This is a genomic window from Nostoc sp. UIC 10607 (genome assembly GCF_047228265.1).
In the GTDB taxonomy this organism is placed as follows: Bacteria; Cyanobacteriota; Cyanobacteriia; order Cyanobacteriales; family Nostocaceae; genus Nostoc; species Nostoc foliaceum_A.
The window spans coordinates 55,955-75,802 of the sequence record NZ_JBIQNW010000024.1 but is presented as its reverse complement, the minus strand read 5'-3'; the positions used below and the strand labels follow the sequence as shown (position 1 = coordinate 75,802).

Annotated in this window: 11 protein-coding genes; 3 read left to right on the top strand and 8 right to left on the bottom strand. The window is 41.2% G+C overall.

Annotated elements, in window-relative coordinates; all coding sequences use genetic code 11:
• Positions 1-152 precede the first annotated feature (152 nt).
• Positions 153-1,463 (bottom strand): Tudor-knot domain-containing protein, encoded by a 1,311-nt coding sequence (locus ACEYW6_RS20090; RefSeq protein ID WP_412981131.1) that lies wholly within the window; start codon positions 1,461-1,463, stop codon positions 153-155.
• A gap of 831 nt (positions 1,464-2,294) precedes the next feature.
• Here ACEYW6_RS20090 and ACEYW6_RS20085 point away from each other — a divergent pair.
• The gene (locus ACEYW6_RS20085; RefSeq protein ID WP_412981130.1) at positions 2,295-7,676 is read left to right on the top strand and encodes a choice-of-anchor I family protein; all 5,382 of its coding nucleotides are present in this window, start codon (positions 2,295-2,297) and stop codon (positions 7,674-7,676) included.
• Between the two features lie 366 nt (positions 7,677-8,042).
• Here ACEYW6_RS20085 and ACEYW6_RS20080 read toward each other — a convergent pair whose 3' ends face one another.
• Both ACEYW6_RS20080 and ACEYW6_RS20075 read right to left on the bottom strand, forming a co-directional pair.
• Positions 8,043-9,482, bottom strand: coding sequence for an MlaD family protein (locus ACEYW6_RS20080; protein WP_412981129.1), 1,440 nt, complete (start codon positions 9,480-9,482; stop codon positions 8,043-8,045).
• Positions 9,483-9,618: 136 nt separating this feature from the next.
• The gene (locus ACEYW6_RS20075) at positions 9,619-10,401 is read right to left on the bottom strand and encodes an ABC transporter ATP-binding protein (protein ID WP_190895488.1); all 783 of its coding nucleotides are present in this window, start codon (positions 10,399-10,401) and stop codon (positions 9,619-9,621) included.
• A gap of 954 nt (positions 10,402-11,355) precedes the next feature.
• Between ACEYW6_RS20075 and ACEYW6_RS20070 the strand changes: the two genes are divergently transcribed.
• Positions 11,356-12,402 carry a low specificity L-threonine aldolase gene (locus tag ACEYW6_RS20070; RefSeq protein ID WP_190895487.1) on the top strand — a complete coding sequence of 349 codons (1,047 nt, stop codon included), beginning with the start codon at positions 11,356-11,358 and terminating at the stop codon, positions 12,400-12,402.
• Positions 12,403-12,769: 367 nt separating this feature from the next.
• On the opposite strand, the gene ACEYW6_RS20065 is transcribed toward ACEYW6_RS20070, so the two are convergent.
• Positions 12,770-13,333: an HD domain-containing protein gene (locus ACEYW6_RS20065; protein WP_412981128.1), complete on the bottom strand. Its 564-nt coding sequence runs from the start codon at positions 13,331-13,333 to the stop codon at positions 12,770-12,772.
• Between the two features lie 696 nt (positions 13,334-14,029).
• Here ACEYW6_RS20065 and ACEYW6_RS20060 point away from each other — a divergent pair.
• A complete protein-coding gene (locus ACEYW6_RS20060; protein WP_412981127.1) occupies positions 14,030-14,560 on the top strand; it encodes a DM13 domain-containing protein in 531 nt (176 codons plus the stop codon).
• A gap of 310 nt (positions 14,561-14,870) precedes the next feature.
• Here the strand turns inward: ACEYW6_RS20060 and ACEYW6_RS20055 are convergent, their stop codons facing one another.
• The 4 genes from ACEYW6_RS20055 to ACEYW6_RS20040 all read right to left on the bottom strand — a co-directional run bounded on the left by ACEYW6_RS20055 (position 14,871) and on the right by ACEYW6_RS20040 (position 19,813).
• Complete coding sequence (locus tag ACEYW6_RS20055) at positions 14,871-16,889, bottom strand: ABC transporter ATP-binding protein/permease (protein ID WP_412981126.1); 2,019 nt, start codon at positions 16,887-16,889, stop codon at positions 14,871-14,873.
• 103 nt (positions 16,890-16,992) lie between these two features.
• Positions 16,993-17,814, bottom strand: a complete 822-nt coding sequence (gene proC / locus ACEYW6_RS20050) for a pyrroline-5-carboxylate reductase (protein ID WP_412981125.1) — start codon at positions 17,812-17,814, stop codon at positions 16,993-16,995.
• 39 nt (positions 17,815-17,853) lie between these two features.
• Positions 17,854-18,960 (bottom strand): zinc-binding dehydrogenase, encoded by a 1,107-nt coding sequence (locus tag ACEYW6_RS20045; protein ID WP_412981124.1) that lies wholly within the window; start codon positions 18,958-18,960, stop codon positions 17,854-17,856.
• 55 nt (positions 18,961-19,015) lie between these two features.
• Positions 19,016-19,813, bottom strand: coding sequence for a hypothetical protein (locus ACEYW6_RS20040; protein ID WP_412981123.1), 798 nt, complete (start codon positions 19,811-19,813; stop codon positions 19,016-19,018).
• Positions 19,814-19,848: the final 35 nt, after the last annotated feature.

Below are 19,848 nucleotides of genomic sequence, written 5' to 3'. Positions count from 1 at the left end.
TCAAAATAATTCGTAATTAAAAAGGGTTTGTTTCCTAATGCTACAAAAACCTCCACTGGTCGGTTTTAAAAGTACTGTATGCCAGCACAGGGCGGGACACTGAATAACCCATCAGAGATATTGCTCTCGCCGGCCCCATGCTAATTCAGGAATTAGGAAATCTCGTCGCTATCAACCCACTCATCATAGGATGAATCATAACCAATGTAGTGAACAAAGTATTGCTGATTTTGGATTTGCTCAATCGTTGCAGAATACCAAGCCTCTTGGTCATCATCCCAACATTTTACTTTTTGCCCCACTGCATATCCATTGTCATCTGTGGAGCGAAGATCGCGAGTCCGAATGTCATCTTCGCCCACCCACTCGTCATAAGATGAACCGTAACCAAGGTAATGAATAAAGAATTGATCATCTTGGATTTTCTCAATTGTTCCCTGATACCAATCTTCTTCCTCACCATCCCAGACTTCTACTGTTTTGCTGACTTCATACTGATTTTTATCTGACTTGACAGCAGAAGCTGACGAAACATCTTGAATAGGCTTTTGTTGCTCTTGTTTAATTTCCTCTTTTACTAAAGCATAGGCTTGCAAAATTAAACTGCGAACGACAGTTTGAATTCCTGTATGTTCGTAATAATTGGTAGTTTGGTCTAAGAATGCTGCGACAAAATCTAAATTATCATCAGCAATCTGAATAAAATTACCTAAATGACTAGAAATTGATTGCGGGGTTATGCCTGTTTTGGATACTAAGTTATTCATCCAACCTTGCACCGAGTTGAAACCTTGACTGATAAAACCAACTTTATCAGAGGGGTTACTACCTGGTAGAAAGTTATTGATGGCTAAGAAAACCGGATTTTGAGTTATTGCGCCAGCATCAGTGCTACTAATAACTCCCTGAATCTTGCTGAGAAAGTCGGGGCCTAAGGGCAGAATTCCGTCTATACAAACTAGAGCTATCATCCGCATTAAGGATGCATTTTGATAGTTGTTAGCAAGGGAATTAGCAAACTCTTGGGGATTCGGTTGAGGAATGCCATTTAGCTTGCAAAAGGCGATGATTTCGACGGCGATTTTTAGTACTAAGTCAATGGATTGAGTTACGTCAGCTTTGGGAGTAATGTTGCCTAAAAAAGACAGAAAGCCGATTTTCTCACTAATTTTATTCGCTAAAGCCGCCGTTGCCATAGCTGTGTCTGCCTTATCAATTGTTTGATAAAGTTTGACTGCAAACTGGTAGCCTTGTTGAGGATCTTCGTATAGGACAACAGCGCGATCGCGGATTTTCTGAATTACCTTAGCATCGGTAACTCCTGTAATGCTGCGAATATTATTCTCAAACCCCGTCAAATTGCTCCACTCACCTGGCGCTACATAATCAAGAGCATTTAAAACTTTGACAGTGATATTGTCAGTCGGTAATTCGTCAACCAACTGAATAATTGATTTATCCATCAGCCGATCCTCAAAACTCCAAATTATCCTTACAACACAGTTCAAATAAATCCACAACAACTAATGCCAGTGGCTACCCTACGGGAAGCCTTTCTCTGGTCAAGGCTGCGCGAATTACTGAACCGTATTAATAGAGTTCCCTGACCTGACCAAAAAATAACAACTGGCGATCGCTAGCCAAAAAATCATCTCTCATTAGTGTTCGGTTCAGAAATTTATCTGTCGAGTCAGGGGTGCAGGGGAGGAAAAAACGCTTATCCAAGTGGTATTGGATCACCTCTCATCTGCTGACTTTTCGAACTTGTGAGTCTAAATCTGAGCGCAACTCAGTACCAACATATTTGTTTTTTTAACCTATTGATAGCGGTTTCTTAACGTTACTGGGATAGTTTGAGGTTGCTGAATACGAATTAATACTAGTAAGGTATGTAGCTGTTTTCTGAATAGATGCCCAAGTTTTTCCTTACGGATATTGCGATCGCCCAAACTTTGAAGTAAGTTTTTGCATCCATTCTTTTGTGGCTATAGGAGGCGATCGCGCCACCAATGAGTCTAAAACACCTATTTGACTCTCAGTATCTTGAATGTGTAAATGATTTTATCTGTATGAAAACCACATTTTGATGCATTTTATTACAGCAAGTGATTATTCTTGATTACCAAATTTTCAGGTAGTTCTTCAACCATTGCTGAACCTGCGAATTTGGAAATTAAACAAGCCAAAAAGTTGATCTTAATTAAATATAAGCACTGAGTAGATTCGTATTTGAATTTACGAATTTTTGCTCTGAAAGTTTAACCCGATTCACACAATTAAACGAAGAGATTTCTATGCCCAAGATTATCATTAATGAATTTTACCGTGGTGGAAACTTGACCACAACTGACGAATTCATCGAGTTTTTGCTTGTTGAAGACTTGACTGCTACACAGCTTGAGTCTTTCTTTTTTGGAGACTCAACAGCCACCAAAGCCGCTAAATTTTCTGGTTATAAATTTACAAATGTTAGTTCCATAGCCTCCACCTTCAAGGCTGGAACTCTCATCACAGTTGGTGGAACTACAGGTATTACTCAGAACACATCCTATAACCCATTAGGTGGCGACTGGAATATAGCTCTCAACGCTGGTGGTTCCTTTCTACCTAACGCCAACAGTGGAAATAATGGAGATATTGCTGCTGATGATATTGTTTGGGTTGATACCTCAAATACTGGTGCCACTATTTCAGCAGATGGATTTGCTGTAGATATTGGGACTGCATCAGGAGCATTTACGAGTGCAGCAAATATCGATTTTGGCTCCAGTACAAATAACACAGGCTATGCATTAAACTCAAACCTTGCTGGCGCAACTACTACTACTAACTGGACAACAGGAATTGCATTTGCTTCAACCACACCTGGTCTGTCCAATGGCGGCGCTAATACGACTTATATCAATAGTTTACGTTCTACCGCACCAGCTTTGTCTCTAAGTATTACTCCTAACTCATTTGCTGAAAATGCTGGTGCAAACGCTGCTACAGCCACCGTGACCCGCTTAGACACCTCTGGATCAGATTTGGTAGTAAATTTAAGCAGTAATGATACAACTGAGGCAACAGTACCCACAACTGTCACCTTCACTGGCAATAGTCCGACTGCAACCTTTTCTATTAATGCTGAAGACGATTTAATCTTTGATGGCTCTCAGTCAGTAACGATAACTGCTTCAGCCACAGGTTTTACTGACGGTACTGTTGGCATCACGGTAACAGATAATGAAGTTGCTGCGTTTCCAATTGTCAACTTATCCCTCAGCGCTACTGCTGGCTTGGAAGCAAACACAACAGCTATCACCGTTACTGCTACTGCATCCAGTGCCGTATCTGGCAATCAGACCGTTAGCTTAGGGGTTTCGGGAACAGGTATCACCGCCGGGGATTTCTACCTGACCAATAATATCATCACCATTCCTAGTGGAGAAACCACCGGTTCTGTCACCTTTATCATTGCCGATGATGCGATGGGCTACGCCCGACCGGAGGTCATCGCAGAAGCGACAGAAACTGCAATATTGACCATTGCTACACCCTCAGCAGGCATTATTCTGGGTAGCACCACTTCGCAAAATATTACGATTACCAACAACAACTCAAGCTTTTTGCAGAAAGTTGGCGACTTCACCAGTACAAATGGTGCCGAAATATCCGCCTTTGATTCTGGAAGCGATCGCCTATTTGTTGTAGCTGGCAGCATAGTTGAAATTTATAATGTCAGCAATACAGGTGCGTTGACCTCGGCTAGTTCTTTAACAACAGGATTTACGCCCCCCGCAGGCACACAAGCTATTCCCAACAGCGTTGCGGTCAAAAATGGGATTGTTGCAGTCGCCTACGCCATTCAAAACACCACCACAAACGCCCAACAGACAGGACAGGTGAGTTTCTACAATGCCGCCAGTGGCAGCTTCTTGAACTCGGTTGCAGTGGGTGCATTACCAGATATGCTGACCTTTACGCCCGATGGCACGAAGGTATTAGTAGCAAATGAAGGAGAACCCAATAGCTACGGGCAACCCAATTCGGTAGATCCTGAAGGTTCAGTTAGCATTATTGACATTTCCGGTGGCGTGGCTAATGCAACCGTTGCCCAAGCCTCATTTACCAGCTTCAATAGTCAGATGGCCACACTCAAAGCCGCAGGCGTGCGGATTACTGGGCCCGGCTCGACGGTGGCACAAGACCTAGAACCAGAGTACATTGCTGTATCTTCAGACGGTCAAACCGCGCATATTACCCTGCAAGAAAACAATGCGATCGCTATTCTGGATATTGCCAGCGCCACCATCACCAGCATTTTGCCCCTCGGTGTAAAAAATCACAGTCTCCCAGGTAATGGATTAGATGTTAGCGATCGCGACCTAACCAACAGTACTGGTAAAATCAATATTCAGAATTGGCCAGTGTTTGGGTTATATCAACCCGATGCGATCGCTAGCTTCACCGCCAACGGACAAACCTACTACATCACCGCCAACGAAGGAGATTCCCGCGATTACACTGGTTTTAGCGAAGAAATCCGGGTTGGTGCAGCCGGATATATCTTAGACCCAACCATTTTTCCTAATGCTGCAACCCTAAAAAATAATGCCAATCTGGGACGGTTGCAACTAACCAACGCCACCGGTGATATCGATGGGGACGGAGATTTCGATCGCATCGAAGCATTTGGGGCGCGTTCCTTTTCGATTTGGGATGGAAGCGGCAATCAGATATTCGACAGTGGCGACCAATTTGAACAAATTACGGCAACCAAAGTACCAACTCTGTTTAACTCAGATGGCACAGTTGCCAGCTTTGACACCCGCAGCGATAACAAAGGGCCTGAACCTGAAGGTGTGGTGATTGGAGTTATCAACAACCGCACCTATGCTTTTATTGGTTTAGAACGCACCGGCGATGTCATCGTCTATGAGGTGACAAATCCCAACAAGCCAACCTTCGTTCAATACATCAACACCCCCGAAGATATTGCGATCGAAGGGCTAACTTTTGTCTCGGCGGCTGACAGTCCTACAGGCAAGCCTCTATTAGTCACCACGAACGAAGTCAGCAAAACGGTTGCTGTGTTTGAAGTAACCCCATCCGTTCGGATTAGTGACATTCAGGGAACAGGGCATATCTCATCCTTTAGAAATCAGACCGTCAGCAATGTAGCGGGAATTGTGACAGCTAGGGCGAGTAATGGTTTCTATTTGCAAGACCCCACCCCAGACAGCGACGAGCGCACCTCAGAAGGTATTTTTGTCTTCACTTCATCAGCCCCAAGCGTATCCGTTGGAGATTCCGTGTTGGTCAGTGGAACCGTTACGGAGTTTCGTCCGGGCGGCGATGCCAATAATTTGACTAAAACACAAATTACCACTCCCACAATTGTCACTGTTTCCAGTGGTAATGCTTTGCCCTCTGCCACAATTCTTGGCAATGGCGGCAGAACCATCCCAACGACGGTAATCGATAACGACACTACTGGTAATATCGAAACTGGCACAACCACTTTTGATCCCGTCCAGGATGGCATCGACTTCTATGAAAGCTTAGAAGGGATGGTGGTGCAGGTAAATAATTCTGTAGCAACTAGCCCGACAAATTCTTTTGGTGAAATTTGGGTGCTGGCAGATAATGGCGCGAATGCCACAGGACGCACAGCGCGTGGCGGTATTCTCGTCAGTTCCAATGATTTTAATCCAGAGCGTATCCAAATTGATGACACGCTGTTTACCTCTGGTAGATCCCCCGACGTTAACGTGGGTGCGACTCTCGGCACAATTACAGGTGTGGTCGATTATAGCTTCAACAACTACGAAGTTCTGCCCACATCGGTAACTGTTACCTCAAATTCCCTGAGTAAGGAAGTCACTAATTTAACTGCCACCACCAACCAACTCACAGTTGCTACCTTCAATGTCGAAAACCTTGACCCAGGTGATGGTGCAACCAAGTTTAACAATCTTGCCAGCCGGATTGTCAATAATCTGCAATCGCCAGATATCCTTACTATCGAGGAAATTCAGGACAATAACGGAGCGACAAATAACGGCGTAGTTGATGCTAGCACAACTTATCAAACATTAATTGAGGCGATCGCAGCTGCGGGCGGCCCCACCTATGAATACCGCCAAATTAACCCAGTCAACAATCAAGATGGCGGTGAACCTGGTGGCAATATCCGGCAGGGCTTCTTATTTAATCCCGACCGAGTTCAGTTTGTGGATACCCCTGGTGGCGGTTCCCTAACTAACACCACAGTTACCGATGTTAATGGTGTTCCCACACTTTCTGCCAGTCCTGGTCGCCTTGACCCCGCCAACTCTGCTTTTACTAGCAGTCGTAAGCCGTTAGTTGGTGAATTTACTTTCAACGGTCAAACTGTTTATGTAATTGGCAACCACTTTAATTCTAAAGGCGGTGACCAACCGCTATACGGGCCAAATCAACCACCAACCCTCACTAGCGAAACTCAGCGCCAGCAACAAGCTACGGTGGTGAAAAACTTTGTCGAGAATATTTTAGCAATCGATCCCAACGCCAATGTAGCGGTAGTGGGTGACTTGAATGACTTTGAGTTTTCCAACCCTGTCAGCATTTTAGAAAGTGCTGGGCTGACTTCCTTAATTGAAACTCTGCCGGAAAACGAGCGTTATACCTATAATTTTCAAGGCAATGCCCAGACACTTGACCATGTTTTGGTGAGTAATAACTTGCTCAACAAGCTGGATGGGTATGATGTAGTTCACATCAACTCAGAGTTTTTTGACCAGGATAGCGATCATGATCCTAGTGTGGCTCGGTTTAATCTACCTGCAAACAATGCCCCCACGGTAGTTCAACCCCTTGACGACCAAATCATCTCTACTAATCAGTCGTTTTCTTTCAATGTCAGTAACAAATTCGCTGACATCGATCAAGCTGACACCCTCAGCTACAGTGCTACGGGTTTACCCATAGGCTCTAGTATCGTTGTAAACACAGGTTTGATATCCGGTACTATTTCTCAAACCGGCATTTTTGCAGTTACAGTCACTGCATCTGATGGCAAAGGTGGCAATGTTAGCGATACCTTCGACCTGACGGTTGCTAATAACAAGGCGACATCTGGCGACGACATCATCTTTACCAGCCAACTTACTGGTTTAAACAGATACATAGTCAATGCTCTAGCTGGGAGCGATCGCGTGATCGGCAGTGATGCCAACGAGGCGATCAACGGAGGAAAAGGCAATGACTACCTCGATGGCAAGGGAAGCACCGACTTACTCCTTGGAGACGATGGCAATGACACACTTCTAGGAGGAACTGGCAGTGACATAATCTCTGGGGGCGATGGTAATGATCTCCTGATTGGTTGGGGGGGTGGCACAAACGAAATCGACCTACTCAACGGTGGTAAGGGGGCAGATATTTACGTCTTGGGTGATGCCACTTCGGTTTTTTATACCAGTTCTCAAAATCGTGACTATGCCAATATTGTCAACTTCCAAGCAGACGATAAGATTCAGATCAAGGGACTTGCTAACAATTACTCCCTAGGGTCAGCATCAGCCGTTTCTATAAATCGATCTGCTGTTGGCATCTTCACCAATAATGGTGCGGAATTGATTGCTGTTGTAGAAAACGGATTAAACCGAAATACAAATTTGGCAACAGATAGTCGTTTCGTCTTTGTTTAATACACAAAACCGTCCCTCTCGCCCGTCGGCTATGGTGTACACACAAGTCCTAAAAAAACTAGCTTGATAAGTTTTTGCTCGTTCCCAGGCTCCGACTGGGAATGCATTCATTGAGTCTCTGACTCAATATCTGACTGGAGGGAGCAGCCCCTAATCAGGCATTCCCATGAAGAGCATGGAAACGAGATAAACGAGAGAACAATGGCTGGCGATCGCTATCATGCAGGTAAAATGGCGATGCTGGATAGTAAAAGACCCGTAGTATTGCTCTAATTCCCTCCTTAAAAAAAGGAGGGTTAGGGAGGATAAAATCTTAACCCAAGCATATTCGGTCTTGTTGTGGTTAAGATTGTCAAGCTGTATTACCTATTTCTCCGTCTCCACTTGCTCCCGTTGCTTACCATATTCCCGCAGCTGCTTCAAGAGGTTTTCTTGGGATGAGCTAGAGATAGACGGACTGGGGGTTGGTTCAAGGTTGGTATCGGGAATTGCAAAATTAGTAGGTGAGGGATTAATTACGTAGACAGGTAGGGACTTGTCATTAGACATCGCCTGTTGGGTTGGTGCTGGGGTAGGAATTAGATTATTTGGTTTGTTCACAGCAGCTTTTACTGAATCTAGAGTAGTAGCAACTTGCACTTGTTGCTGCATCTGTTGTGTAGAAGATACTAAACCACTTAGACCATTCACCAATTGCCGCAAATTTTGGCGGAAAGTAGGATCACCTGTCAATTCATCCAAATCAGATGTAATTTTTTGGCTATTTTCAAACGTTACTCGTGCTGAATCTAAAGTTTGTTGCAGCAGCACCGCATTTTTTGGATCGTTTAAGGTTTTAGAAGCATCACGTAAATTAGCTGAAGCTTGCGCTGCATTTGCTGAAAGAGCTTCTAAATTGTTGAGTAATTCTCCTTGAGTGAATCGATTAACAGTTGGTGATAGGCTACTGACTGTAACACGCAGTTGGTTGCTGGTTTCGGTGATATTGTTCAAAGCACCAACCAGCGAAGAACGATTTGTTGTTAACAGATTATCTAGGTTGTTCAGCAAACGATTTGCTTGAGTTGCAGTTGCACCGAATTGATTTACAGTTTGAGTCGCGGATGCATTAAGTTGGTTTGTCGCTCGTTGCACTGAATTAGCAGTGGTTGAAAATGTATTTAGTTGTTGTTGCAAGCTTTTGGTCAAGCCTTGTAAATCCTGACTTAGCTCAGTAAAACTGGATGCTGCACCTGTGGTAGTTTCTAGAACCCTATTGACATTTCTATAAAATTTTGGGTCATTGTATACAGCAGCTAGCTCAGTTGAACTGCGAATTAGTGCATCAACACTGATGCCAACTTGACCTTTTAACCGAGAACCATTACAAACTATGAGACTAGTATCACAACTTTTATCTAGGGGTTTAGCAATCACAACCCCAGCAGGTAAGCTTGCCTTTGGTGTGATGTCGATAATACTTTCGCTAATTAATCCACTTTGATTAGCTTCCACCACTACCTGACGGGGGATAATTAGGTCAGGTTGGGCAATTTCAATCTCTACATCAATAGCATTTGGTCTTGGTCGAACCTGGGAAATAGTTCCTACCTTAACGCCTCGATAGCGAACTATTGCTCCCCTTTCCATTCCGCCAGCGTTAGCAAATTCGACAATAACTTTGTATGAACGGCCGGCAGCAGTGAATCTATTTAACCACAGAAAGAGTAATCCAAATACCCCTAATCCTAGCAGGAGTAACAACCCCACAGAGCCTTCTCTAAATGTTCGCCCAGACGCGAAGCGGCTTGTCATAAGACCTCGCATTTTTTTCCTCCACCCAATAAGTTAGCTATGAGTTGGGAGTTAGGAGTTGGGAGTTGAATTTAACTCTCGCTCCTCATTCTTAACTCCTCATTCTTAATTCCTCACTTTTAACTCCTAACTCCTAACTTCTCACTTTCTAACCGACGACTTGAATCGGCCCTTTTACACTTCCACTGATAAATTGTCTAATCAAAGGATGTTCGGTGTTGTATACTTCACTAACTGTACCTTGCCACTGCACTCTACCTTCATAGAGAAATATAAGTCTATCAGCTGTACGACGGATAGTACTGTCTTGGTGGGTAACAACGGCATAGGTACTACAAACTCCATGTAAACATTGCAAATGGCGGATTAAATCTTCGATTACCGTTGAGGCAATAGGATCAAGTCCGGCTGTTGGTTCGTCGTATAGTAGAACTTCTGGGCCTTCTGAGGGATTATCGGGATTAGACATAATCGCACGGGCAAAACTTACCCGTTTTCGCATTCCCCCGGAAAGTTCCGCTGGGTAAAGGTGGCCGATTGCTGGCAAACCTACCATCTCCAATTTTTCTTTTACCAAATCTCGAATCCGCGATCGCGGTAGCTTTGAATTTTGATAAAGTAAAAATCCCACATTCTCCTCCACCGTCAGCGAATCAAATAGCGCCGCCTGCTGAAACACCATGCCAATGCCAACCTGCTGGCCACCATCCTCAATCAAACCGTCTCGCCGTACTCCTTGCACATAAATTTCTCCCTCATCGGGAGTAAGTAACCCCGCCATTACCCGTAAAATTGTTGATTTACCAGTCCCTGATGGGCCAATAATCCCCAGTGCTTCTCCTCGGTAAATGGTCAAGTCTACATTATCTAGAACTTTATGGCTACCAAAGGACTTAGAAACACCTTTTAGTTCAATCAATGGTTCAGTCATTAGTTATTAGTCATTAGTCATTGGTGAGCCAATGCCTTGGGCGGGTTCCCCAATTTGTACCCCTACAAGGATCTTGCTACCCGCAGCATCTCTCCTTCTCCCAAAAGGAGAGGCTACCGTCAAGGGGAAAAGCAAATGGCGTTAATTAGCGACATTCGCGTAGCAGACGTAACAGAAGGAGCATCACCCGGAGAGTCATTAGTCAATAGATAATAAACAAATAACTTCTCACAACTAACAAAGGACAAATACGCCCAATAGTGATGTCATCGTTATTGTTAGGGCATTGTATAGTACATTATAAGTATATGATTAGCATCCTGATTAGCAAACTTTATTTTTTTAGCATAATTTAGCATAATTTTAATGATTATTTGCGATGTTTAACGTCCCATAATCCCCTCAACGCAAGGCTGACTAAGACACCGTAGTAATTTAACGTCTCAGTAACGCAAGACTAAGACTCTAATTTTCCGTGGACATCAGCAAAGTCATATAATAGTATAAACATACTAAGAATTACTATAACTACTCAGAGAAAAGCGACAACAACAAAAACTAACTAACAAGTTAATACAACGTATAGAATTTATATTTTATTTGTGAAAATCAAAACTTTCAGATTACCGACTTTTATATAAGTCGCCAATTTCGTTTTTCACGAATGATTAAATAGGGCTATATACATATTGAGTTTACAATCATCCAAAGTTATTGTAATTAGCAGAGTTATTAGATATAGCGATTCCCATTCAGATGCAGTACAACATTACATCACATCACGAAGTAGGGGCACGGCACTGCCGTGCCCTTACTTACGGGTGTACCTCACGTAAACGAGAACCACTATAATTTGAGAATTTAATAACATCCTCCGTCAATCTTAAAGTTGGCAAGTGCCAAAATTATTCACTAATATTGTAAAAATTACTGATAAAAATAAAAGTAGAGATTATGAGTAGCCACTTAGAGCAGTTTGCAAGTGATAATTCCTCTGGCATTTGTCCAGAAGCGCTGGAATATACGATTAGGGCAAATCAAGGTAGTGTTCCAGCCTATGGAAATGATGAATGGACTCAAAAAGCCACAGATTATTTTCGGGAACTTTTTGAAATTGATTGTGAAGTATTTTTTACCTTTAATGGTACAGCCGCAAATTCTTTATCTTTAGCTGCCCTTTGTCAGTCATATCACAGTGTCATTTGCCATGAAACATCTCATATAGAAACCGATGAATGTGGCGCACCTGAATTTGCATCTAATGGCTCTAAATTGTTACTTGCTCAAGGTAAAAATGGCAAGCTAACATCAGAGGCGATAGAGGCAATTGTGACTAAACGTACTGATATTCATTATCCAAAACCTAAAGTTATTAGTATTACACAATCAACAGAATTAGGGACTTTATATTCTATTGAAGAACTTCTCAAAATCAAAGAAGTTGCGAAAAAGTATAACTTAAAGATTCACATGGATGGTGCTCGTTTTGCAAATGCAGTTGCGGCGATGAATAAAAGCCCTGCTGAAATTACTTGGAAAACTGGAGTGGATGTGCTGTGTTTTTGTGGTACAAAGAATGGAATGGCATTAGGTGAAGCCATTCTTTTCTTCAACAAAGAGCTAGCAGAGGATTTTGATTATCGATGCAAGCAAGCAGGCCAGCTAGCTTCAAAAATGCGGTTTATCTCCGCTCCCTGGTTGGGTTTATTGGAAACTGGTGCTTGGCTAAAAAATGCCAGACATGCCAATCAATGTGCTGAATACTTGGAAAATCAACTATTGAACATAGAAGGTGTTAACTTGATGTTTCCTAGAGAAGCCAACGCCGTGTTTGTTAAATTACCTGAACAAGTCATTCATAGCTTAAAAGCAAAGAACTGGCAGTTTTATACATTTATTGGTGTGGGAGGAGTACGTTTTATGTGTTCTTGGAATACGACTCAATCAAGGATTGATGAATTGATTGATGATATTAAAAACGCAACTATTTCCAAAAATTAAACATAAAAAATCTCAAATGATGAAGTAAGCAGACCAATCCTAAAACTGCCCCAACTTATACAACTTATCTAAGAGACTGCACAAAATCAGGCTCTGTTAGACTTGGAACTATATCCAATCTCACAGCTAATAGTCATCACTTATAATGCAAGCACTTACTTGGCATGGAACTTCAATCGCACTTTTGGTTGCTGTAATATTTTATGCATAATATAGCGGTTCTCGTTTACCTGAGATACACCCGTAGGGGCACTGCCGTGCCCTTACACTTGGCGATATAATGCTGTACCGCATCTGAGTGGGAACCGCTATATAATTTTATTTCAGTGCTTAGGTTTTCAGTGTGATTTAGCTAACATAAAGCTATTTACTTGATAAACGCTTTGTAATCTTCAATTAACTTTGCCAAGCGTAAAGCAAGAAATGGACTTGCATCCTGCAAAGCTTCATAAATCTGAATACCTTCTTCTCTATATCGAACAATTTTGTCTTGAGTCCAATAATGTGGTGGTGCTTGTAGGTTACTGATTCTATCTGCTAATTTCACCATCCATATTTCTTGTGGTTGCTCTTTTATCCTTTGTAAACTATCTGCCATTTGAAGATTTTTTACTAAACTTTCATCTTTAGTCAGCGCAAGTACACCATTAGCTACTGATTCACCAAATTCGATTTTTATTTCCTCAAATGTTGTGTTAGTATCTTCTATTGTGTCATGTAAAATAGCACATTGAATAGCAAGATTTCCGTCATGTTCTGTTTCGACGCTTAGGGCTGCAATTACTTCCATGCTCACAAAACTCAAATGCATGATGTAAGGTATTTCTGAACCTGACATTTTCTGACCTTGATGTGCATGTGCTGCTTTCTTTAAGGCTTTAATGTAAGTTTCTTGTGACCAGTTGTTTGGGCTAAGTTGATATTTTTCCATTTGTCAGTTTTTTCATGAAGTGATGCAATGCTGTATGCCACAATCCTAAGTTATTTGTGAACACTAAAGATTTTTAGAGTTCTCCTGTCTTCGCTCACTGCCACTCACCAGTTCAATAGTTCAAAGAAGACAAACGTGTTATGATTTGCCGCTCCCTCTGCCGAGTTTGGTTGTGCAACAATATTTCATCATCACTGGTTTTGCTCATGGATGCCTATTGCATGGGTTATAAAAAGAATTTCAAAAATAAAATGGTAAGTTTTGAAGATTTTAAATAACAACTCCAGCTATCCGGCTAGTTTGGTAGAAAGATTTTACTCGATACATATATTTTTTGCATACAACAAAATTATTAATTTTTACTTAATTAAATGTAATTTTATATAACAGCTATAAAGTAAGTATAAGCGGTGTCATTGAGAGTAAAGTTAAATAATTTTAGAGCATTGTGGTTGCTTGACTTCAGTCTGTTTTGTTCACGATGACATAATTCTGTTTATTCCTGCTTAAGCACTTACAGGTTAAAAATTGAGATTTTGCTGAGAATTACATAATAATTTTCTCAAGAAAATCTCAGCTTTCTATATATGAATTCTTAGATATTTATAATTCTTAGACTAATTATTTAAGTAATGATTAGTTAAAGGCTAAATCTAAAAACTATATTGTTGTTCAATGCAATGAGGAATTTGAATCATGAAGCTCAAAAATTTATTCATACTAAGTTTATCTTCTATTGTCATGGTTAGCTGTGTTCCAGAAGTATCAAGTAATCAGTCTAAGGAAAGTCCTATAGCTGTGAATACATCTTTTCCTGCATCTTCAACGTCGGCGAAGCCTGTAGCCCCTTCAGCACGTTCTCAGGAGTCAATTGCTATGAAGTCAGGCACTTTTATTTCAGGAGAACATACAACTCAAGGAACAGTCAGTATTACAACCAAAGACGGTAAATCATTTCTAGAGCTTGAACAGTCGTTTAAAACGTCTGAATCAGGGCCAGATTTAGTCGTAACTTTGCATCGTTCAGATAACGTAATTGGTTCAACAAAGCCACCATCTTATCCTTTAAAAAATGGCGATTATATCATTCTTGCTCCCTTAAAAAAATATAGTGGCGCTCAAACATATTCTATTCCTAGCAACATCAATTTAGCAGATTACAAATCTGTCGCTATCTGGTGTCGCAAGTTCAATGCTACTTTTGGCGCTGCTAATTTGATTAGTTAATTTTTAACTAATCAATCAGCAGCGCAAGGCCGAATTATCGCGTCGTTATGAAGTTGAAGTTACCCCTAGTTTGCTTAAGAAGGACGATGACGGCTGTTATCCCCAACTGCGGATGTACTATTATCTAAATGTTTCTATCTCAGAAAAACTCACCCCAATTGCGTAGGCGTAGCCCGTCGTAGACATCGCACAGAAATTACTCGAGAAGATTGACTTTAAACTTGATTATGTCGGTCGATTGGGGTCGAGGGGAAACCGGGAGTGTGTTTACCAGTTTATTGCCCCTCATAATGAGCGTGATTTGAAGGCTTTATGTAATCAATACTCTTACCCATTTCAATACTTTAGGATCTTTATCATAGCGATAGGTAATGCCGTCTCTATTAGTGATAGTTTCCCCTTTGCTTGCCTTACTTCTAATAGTAGTAACGGAATAGTAGGTTAATTCGTTCATTTCTTTATGAGATAACCCTTCGACTATGCTTGTCTCTGATTGAATTAGAGATTTATCTTGAGACGAATCATCTATTTTTATTTGGGGATTTGTGGAAGGAATAGTGATAATTGCTTTTTGAGTCCGATAATCCTGAACAGTCACAAGTTGCCAACTGGAATCTTGTGAAAGTTCCAAAACCCATTGATGATAATCAAACAGGCTTTCCCGATGTCCAACACTGATAAAGGTTGTTTTCGTCTCTTGTAACTGTTGATACAACCTTCCTTCATTTTCCAAATCCAAAGCACTCGTTGCTTCGTCTAATATAGTGAAGCTAGGATGAGTAACTATTAGTCGTGCAAAAGCCAGGCGTTGTTGTTCTCCCAACGATAATATGTTCTCCCAAGGAACTTCTGTATCGAAGCCATCGACTCGACTTAGCAAGTTTTGCAGATTAACTTGTTGTAGAACCTCTTTGAGTTCTGCATCGGTCATTTGACGACTGGTATTAGGATAGAGCAATTGTTCGCGCAAAGTTCCCAAGATTATATAAGGACGTTGCGGCAAAAACAAGACTTCTTCTAAGGGAGGTCGCACCAGACGGCCAGTCCCTGCATTCCATAAACCAGCGATCGCTCGCAACAGAGAACTTTTTCCTCGACCACTGGGGCCGACAATCAATAAACCTTCTCCTGGCTGAACAGACAATGATAAGTCTTCAACGATTACCTGTTCATAATTGGGCGTTTGTAAGGTGACATTCTCAAAAGCAAGATGATTTTCTTCTAGTGTTTTAATGGTACTTACATTCTCTGGTTGTTTGGTCACTTCTTCTAACGCGCCCGAAAACTCAGCTAAACGCTCAACGTAACTCGAAAAATTTCCAGAAGTCCCAAATGCAGTTATTAGTTCTCCCAAAGCAGTAGCAAACATAAAGCTAGCTACACTAGCTTGTCCAACTTGTCCGAAATCAATTTCACCTTTGATATATAAAGGCGCAAGTATGAATAACATAAAAAGTTCGATGGCAACCTGATATGCTCTGTTAAAAATGTCTCTATTTCTCTCCCAATCAATCTTGCGTTTAATGTTGATTATCAACTTATTAAATCGACGCTCAATTATATTTAATTCTTGTTTTTCTCCCCGAAAAAAAGCTATTGATTCAGCGTGAGTGCGAACATGAGTTAGGCAGTAATTATAGTCAGCTTTAGATTCAATTTCCGCTTGATTAATACTATTTAATTCTTGATTTAAGTAGACAGCTATAAAATTACCCATAATCGTATAAATAATCAGAGCAATAGCAATCTGCTGGGAAATTGACCAGATAATTATTGCAAAAGTTATCATTTCCAGTACTTTTTCTAGGAAAGTAGCTGAAAAATAGAGGGCATTAGTGGTAATTGGTTCAATCTCTTGGGATAAACGTTGATCTGGGTTATCAATATCAGCTTGAAAATTAATTTTGTAATAAGCACGATTGCTTAAATATTTATCTAAAATTTGATTATTAAGCCATTTGTACCAATCAAGAGCAATTTGTTTTCTAACGAATTTAGAAAATCCTAATAAAAGCGTTACTAAGACAAGTCCAGCAGCATAAAAGTATATAATATTAACAAATTTAGAATAATCTTTTTCTTGAAGTATGATATCAACTATGTAGCGATTAATAAAACTATTAAAAGCAGTTACACCTACAAATGCAATGATTAGTAATATTAGGAGAATAAGCATTCCCCATGCCCGAATTACGTCTGAGAATGATCTTTGCCCTGGCTTTGTTGGATACCAGTAAGGCCCAGCGATCGCTTTGACATTCTCCCAGAATTGGGTAAAATCTGAAAAAACATTTCTTGAGGGTTGAGCTTGAACAACTTGGGTTGGCATATTTGAGAAATAAATAAAAATCTTTTATCAAACTTTAATACTTTTTAGTGCTGAAGAATTAGTAAGAAGTACCGAATGAGTAACCCCACTCAGCGCTAATTTTTCAACTGATATTACCTAATTGTTGAGTACGGCTTAAAGCAGCAAGCACTGCATTAGAGATGACAGTTCGCATACCACCTTTTTCTAACTCGTAAAGACCAGCAGCAGTGACTCCGCCAGGACTAGTTACCTTGTTTCGTAAAACTGCTGGATGTTCATCAGTCTGAAACATAAGTTCTACACTACCAGCAATCGTATGCAATGTTAATTCTTGGGCTTGTGTCCGAGTTAAACCCATCTGAACCCCAGCATCAATCATCGCTTCGATGTACAGAAATACAAATCCAGTCCCCGCGCTACTCAACGCCGTTGCCATATCAAGGTAATGTTCATTTTGAGTAGTAAATTCCTTACCTAATGCTTGTAAAATTATTTGGGTATGCGATCGCTGTATCTCTGTCACACTTGATGATGCACTCCAAACCGTAGTCCCATGCCCAACTTGTACTGCAATATTTGGCATTGTACGGACAACAGCAGGATGATTCAACCCTTCGCACAGATATGGAATACTCGCTCCACTCACAATACTAATTACTAAAGCATCGGGTGGAATTTTATCCTTCAGCATAGCCAGAACCTCTGCTAAAACCTGCGGTTTCACCGCCAATATCACAATAGACGCGCCAAGAACCGCTTCTATATTGGAGGTTGTAGTACGTACTCCATATTCCCTTTCTAAATGAAGGCATCGCGCAGAAACTGGATCGCTAACTATAATTAGATCGGCTTTTGGAACAATTTTTGTTGATAACAATCTAGTAATTATCATTTCGCCCATCGTGCCACCGCCGATAAAGGCAATTTGTAAATCTTCGAGCATATCTTCTCCCGATTATCTAAGTCATTTGATATATTGGCATCAAGATAGATTAGGTTGAATCACAGCTTTTAATACAGAGCCTTGCTCTACATCTGTCAGCGCTTGATTAATTTCTTGTAGTGTGTATGAACGACTAATTATGCTTGACCAAGCAATATTTTTACTGGAATCGCTATGACGTTTTAGTAATTCAATCATTCTGTAAAAATGGCTGAAATCAATTCCCCAAGTCCCGCGAATATCAATATGTTTTAGATTAATTTCCAGGTGGGGATTGATGAGAATCTCACCCGTATTTGTGTAATGCCCGACAATAACATAGCGACCTCCATTTCTGGTCATATTCAAGCCCTCTTTGACAGCAATGGGAATGCCTGTAGCTTCAATAGTGACATCAGCACCGTGTCCGTTTGTCAATTCCAAAACCCGCTCAATATGTTGTCGTGGATTATCAGCCTTAATTGCAAGGGTTTCATCTACACCGAAGGATTTTGCAACTACTAATCGACTCTCAAATTTATCAATTACAATCACTTTGCCTGCACCTGAGAGCAAAGCTAGAATTGCCACACTCAAACCCACAGGCCCGCAACCCTGAACCACGACAACATCACCAATTTGAATCTGCGCTCGATCAATAGCGTGTAGTGCAGTTGGTAAGGCACACCCTCCAGCAATGAATTGCTTTGGTGAGACTTCTTCGGGTAAAGTTAGAACTTTAACCCCTGGTTTGAGGTAAATTAATTCAGACCAACCACCCAGCAACCCATCTTTGGCTGAGTAGGTGACACCATAAACTTTGCGTTTTGGACAGCGAGTGGATGCTTTGGCTACTAGACAATACCAGCAGTTATAACAGGTTTCGTGGACATCTAAAAAAGTAGCGATCGCTCCAGGCTGAATTAATTTACCATTGACATCATTAACCTGTCCATCTGTTTCCACCACACGACCAACTGAGAAGTGTCCAGGGATGATGGGATACGGTACTCCCTCTAAACGCCCATGTAGTAAATGTACGTCAGTTCCACAAACCTCAGAATATAAGGTTTCAAGAATGATTCCACCCTTTTCCAGAACCGGGTCTGGTAATTGTTGGATTTCAACTGGTTGATTGGGTGCAGTCATCACAGCTGCTAAGGGCATGAATCACTTCCTCACTATGTTTACCAAATTGCTTCCTACTTCCTACTTATCAGCTTCAAGACCACAAAATAATTTCACCGTTAGGAAGTAATCCGATCGCAGAAGTGAAAGTCACACGTTGTCCATCCATCGGCTCAACAGTGTGATAGTTGCGTGTATTGAAAATGAATACATCTCCTACATAAGGTTGGAAGCTGATCATGTCTGCATCTGCAATTACTGTATCACTATAGCCGTAGGAATCGAGTTTATATTGGTCATCTCCTGGTTGCCACTGGCGATCGTAAATGCGTGTTTTGCCATGATTGTTGGGAGAAAATTTCAAGTACAAATTCCAGGAAAGTTGATAAATAACTGTACCAATTTCCCATTCCGATTGTTCTAGAGGAGCATAATCAATATGAAGTTGAGTACCCTGCTCTATTTTTCTGATCAGTCCTGCATAATAACTACCATAGAATGGTTCTGAAGCAATTCGTACAGTCGCACCTGTACACTCTCGAATTTTCGTCATTAAGCGTTCTAATGGATTGAAAGAGGCTGCCATAATGGAGTCTCTTAATTTAGTTGTGCGTTCTACCGCTTGAAAATAAGCTGCTTTACTAATGCGATTATATTCAAACACTGTGATACCAATTCGCTCAATCTTCGGATTCACATCTTGATAGCAGTCAAAGTTGAACAAATGAGCTTGAGCAACTAACATTTCACACTCTTGGGGTGTAGCAAATTCTTTTAGCCGAATTAAAGGAATTTGGTTTTCCAAGAGCATTCTTAAAGACTCTGTAGTTAAAGGATACTCTTGCTTTTTATCCCAAATCTTGGATTTAATCTGGTTAGAGGTAGCAGTCATAATACAGTTCCTTACATTTCAATTTCAACTCAAAT

Excerpts from the sequence above, each read along its gene's own strand:
- ACEYW6_RS20090 (WP_412981131.1), bottom strand. The coding sequence starts at position 1,463 with ATGGATAAATCAATTATTCAGTTGGTTGACGAATTACCGACTGACAAT.
- ACEYW6_RS20085 (WP_412981130.1), top strand. The coding sequence starts at position 2,295 with ATGCCCAAGATTATCATTAATGAATTTTACCGTGGTGGAAACTTGACC.
- ACEYW6_RS20080 (WP_412981129.1), bottom strand. The coding sequence starts at position 9,482 with ATGCGAGGTCTTATGACAAGCCGCTTCGCGTCTGGGCGAACATTTAGA.
- ACEYW6_RS20075 (WP_190895488.1), bottom strand. The coding sequence starts at position 10,401 with ATGACTGAACCATTGATTGAACTAAAAGGTGTTTCTAAGTCCTTTGGT.
- ACEYW6_RS20070 (WP_190895487.1), top strand. The coding sequence starts at position 11,356 with ATGAGTAGCCACTTAGAGCAGTTTGCAAGTGATAATTCCTCTGGCATT.
- ACEYW6_RS20065 (WP_412981128.1), bottom strand. The coding sequence starts at position 13,333 with ATGGAAAAATATCAACTTAGCCCAAACAACTGGTCACAAGAAACTTAC.
- ACEYW6_RS20060 (WP_412981127.1), top strand. The coding sequence starts at position 14,030 with ATGAAGCTCAAAAATTTATTCATACTAAGTTTATCTTCTATTGTCATG.
- ACEYW6_RS20055 (WP_412981126.1), bottom strand. The coding sequence starts at position 16,889 with ATGCCAACCCAAGTTGTTCAAGCTCAACCCTCAAGAAATGTTTTTTCA.
- proC (WP_412981125.1), bottom strand. The coding sequence starts at position 17,814 with ATGCTCGAAGATTTACAAATTGCCTTTATCGGCGGTGGCACGATGGGC.
- ACEYW6_RS20045 (WP_412981124.1), bottom strand. The coding sequence starts at position 18,960 with ATGCCCTTAGCAGCTGTGATGACTGCACCCAATCAACCAGTTGAAATC.
- ACEYW6_RS20040 (WP_412981123.1), bottom strand. The coding sequence starts at position 19,813 with ATGACTGCTACCTCTAACCAGATTAAATCCAAGATTTGGGATAAAAAG.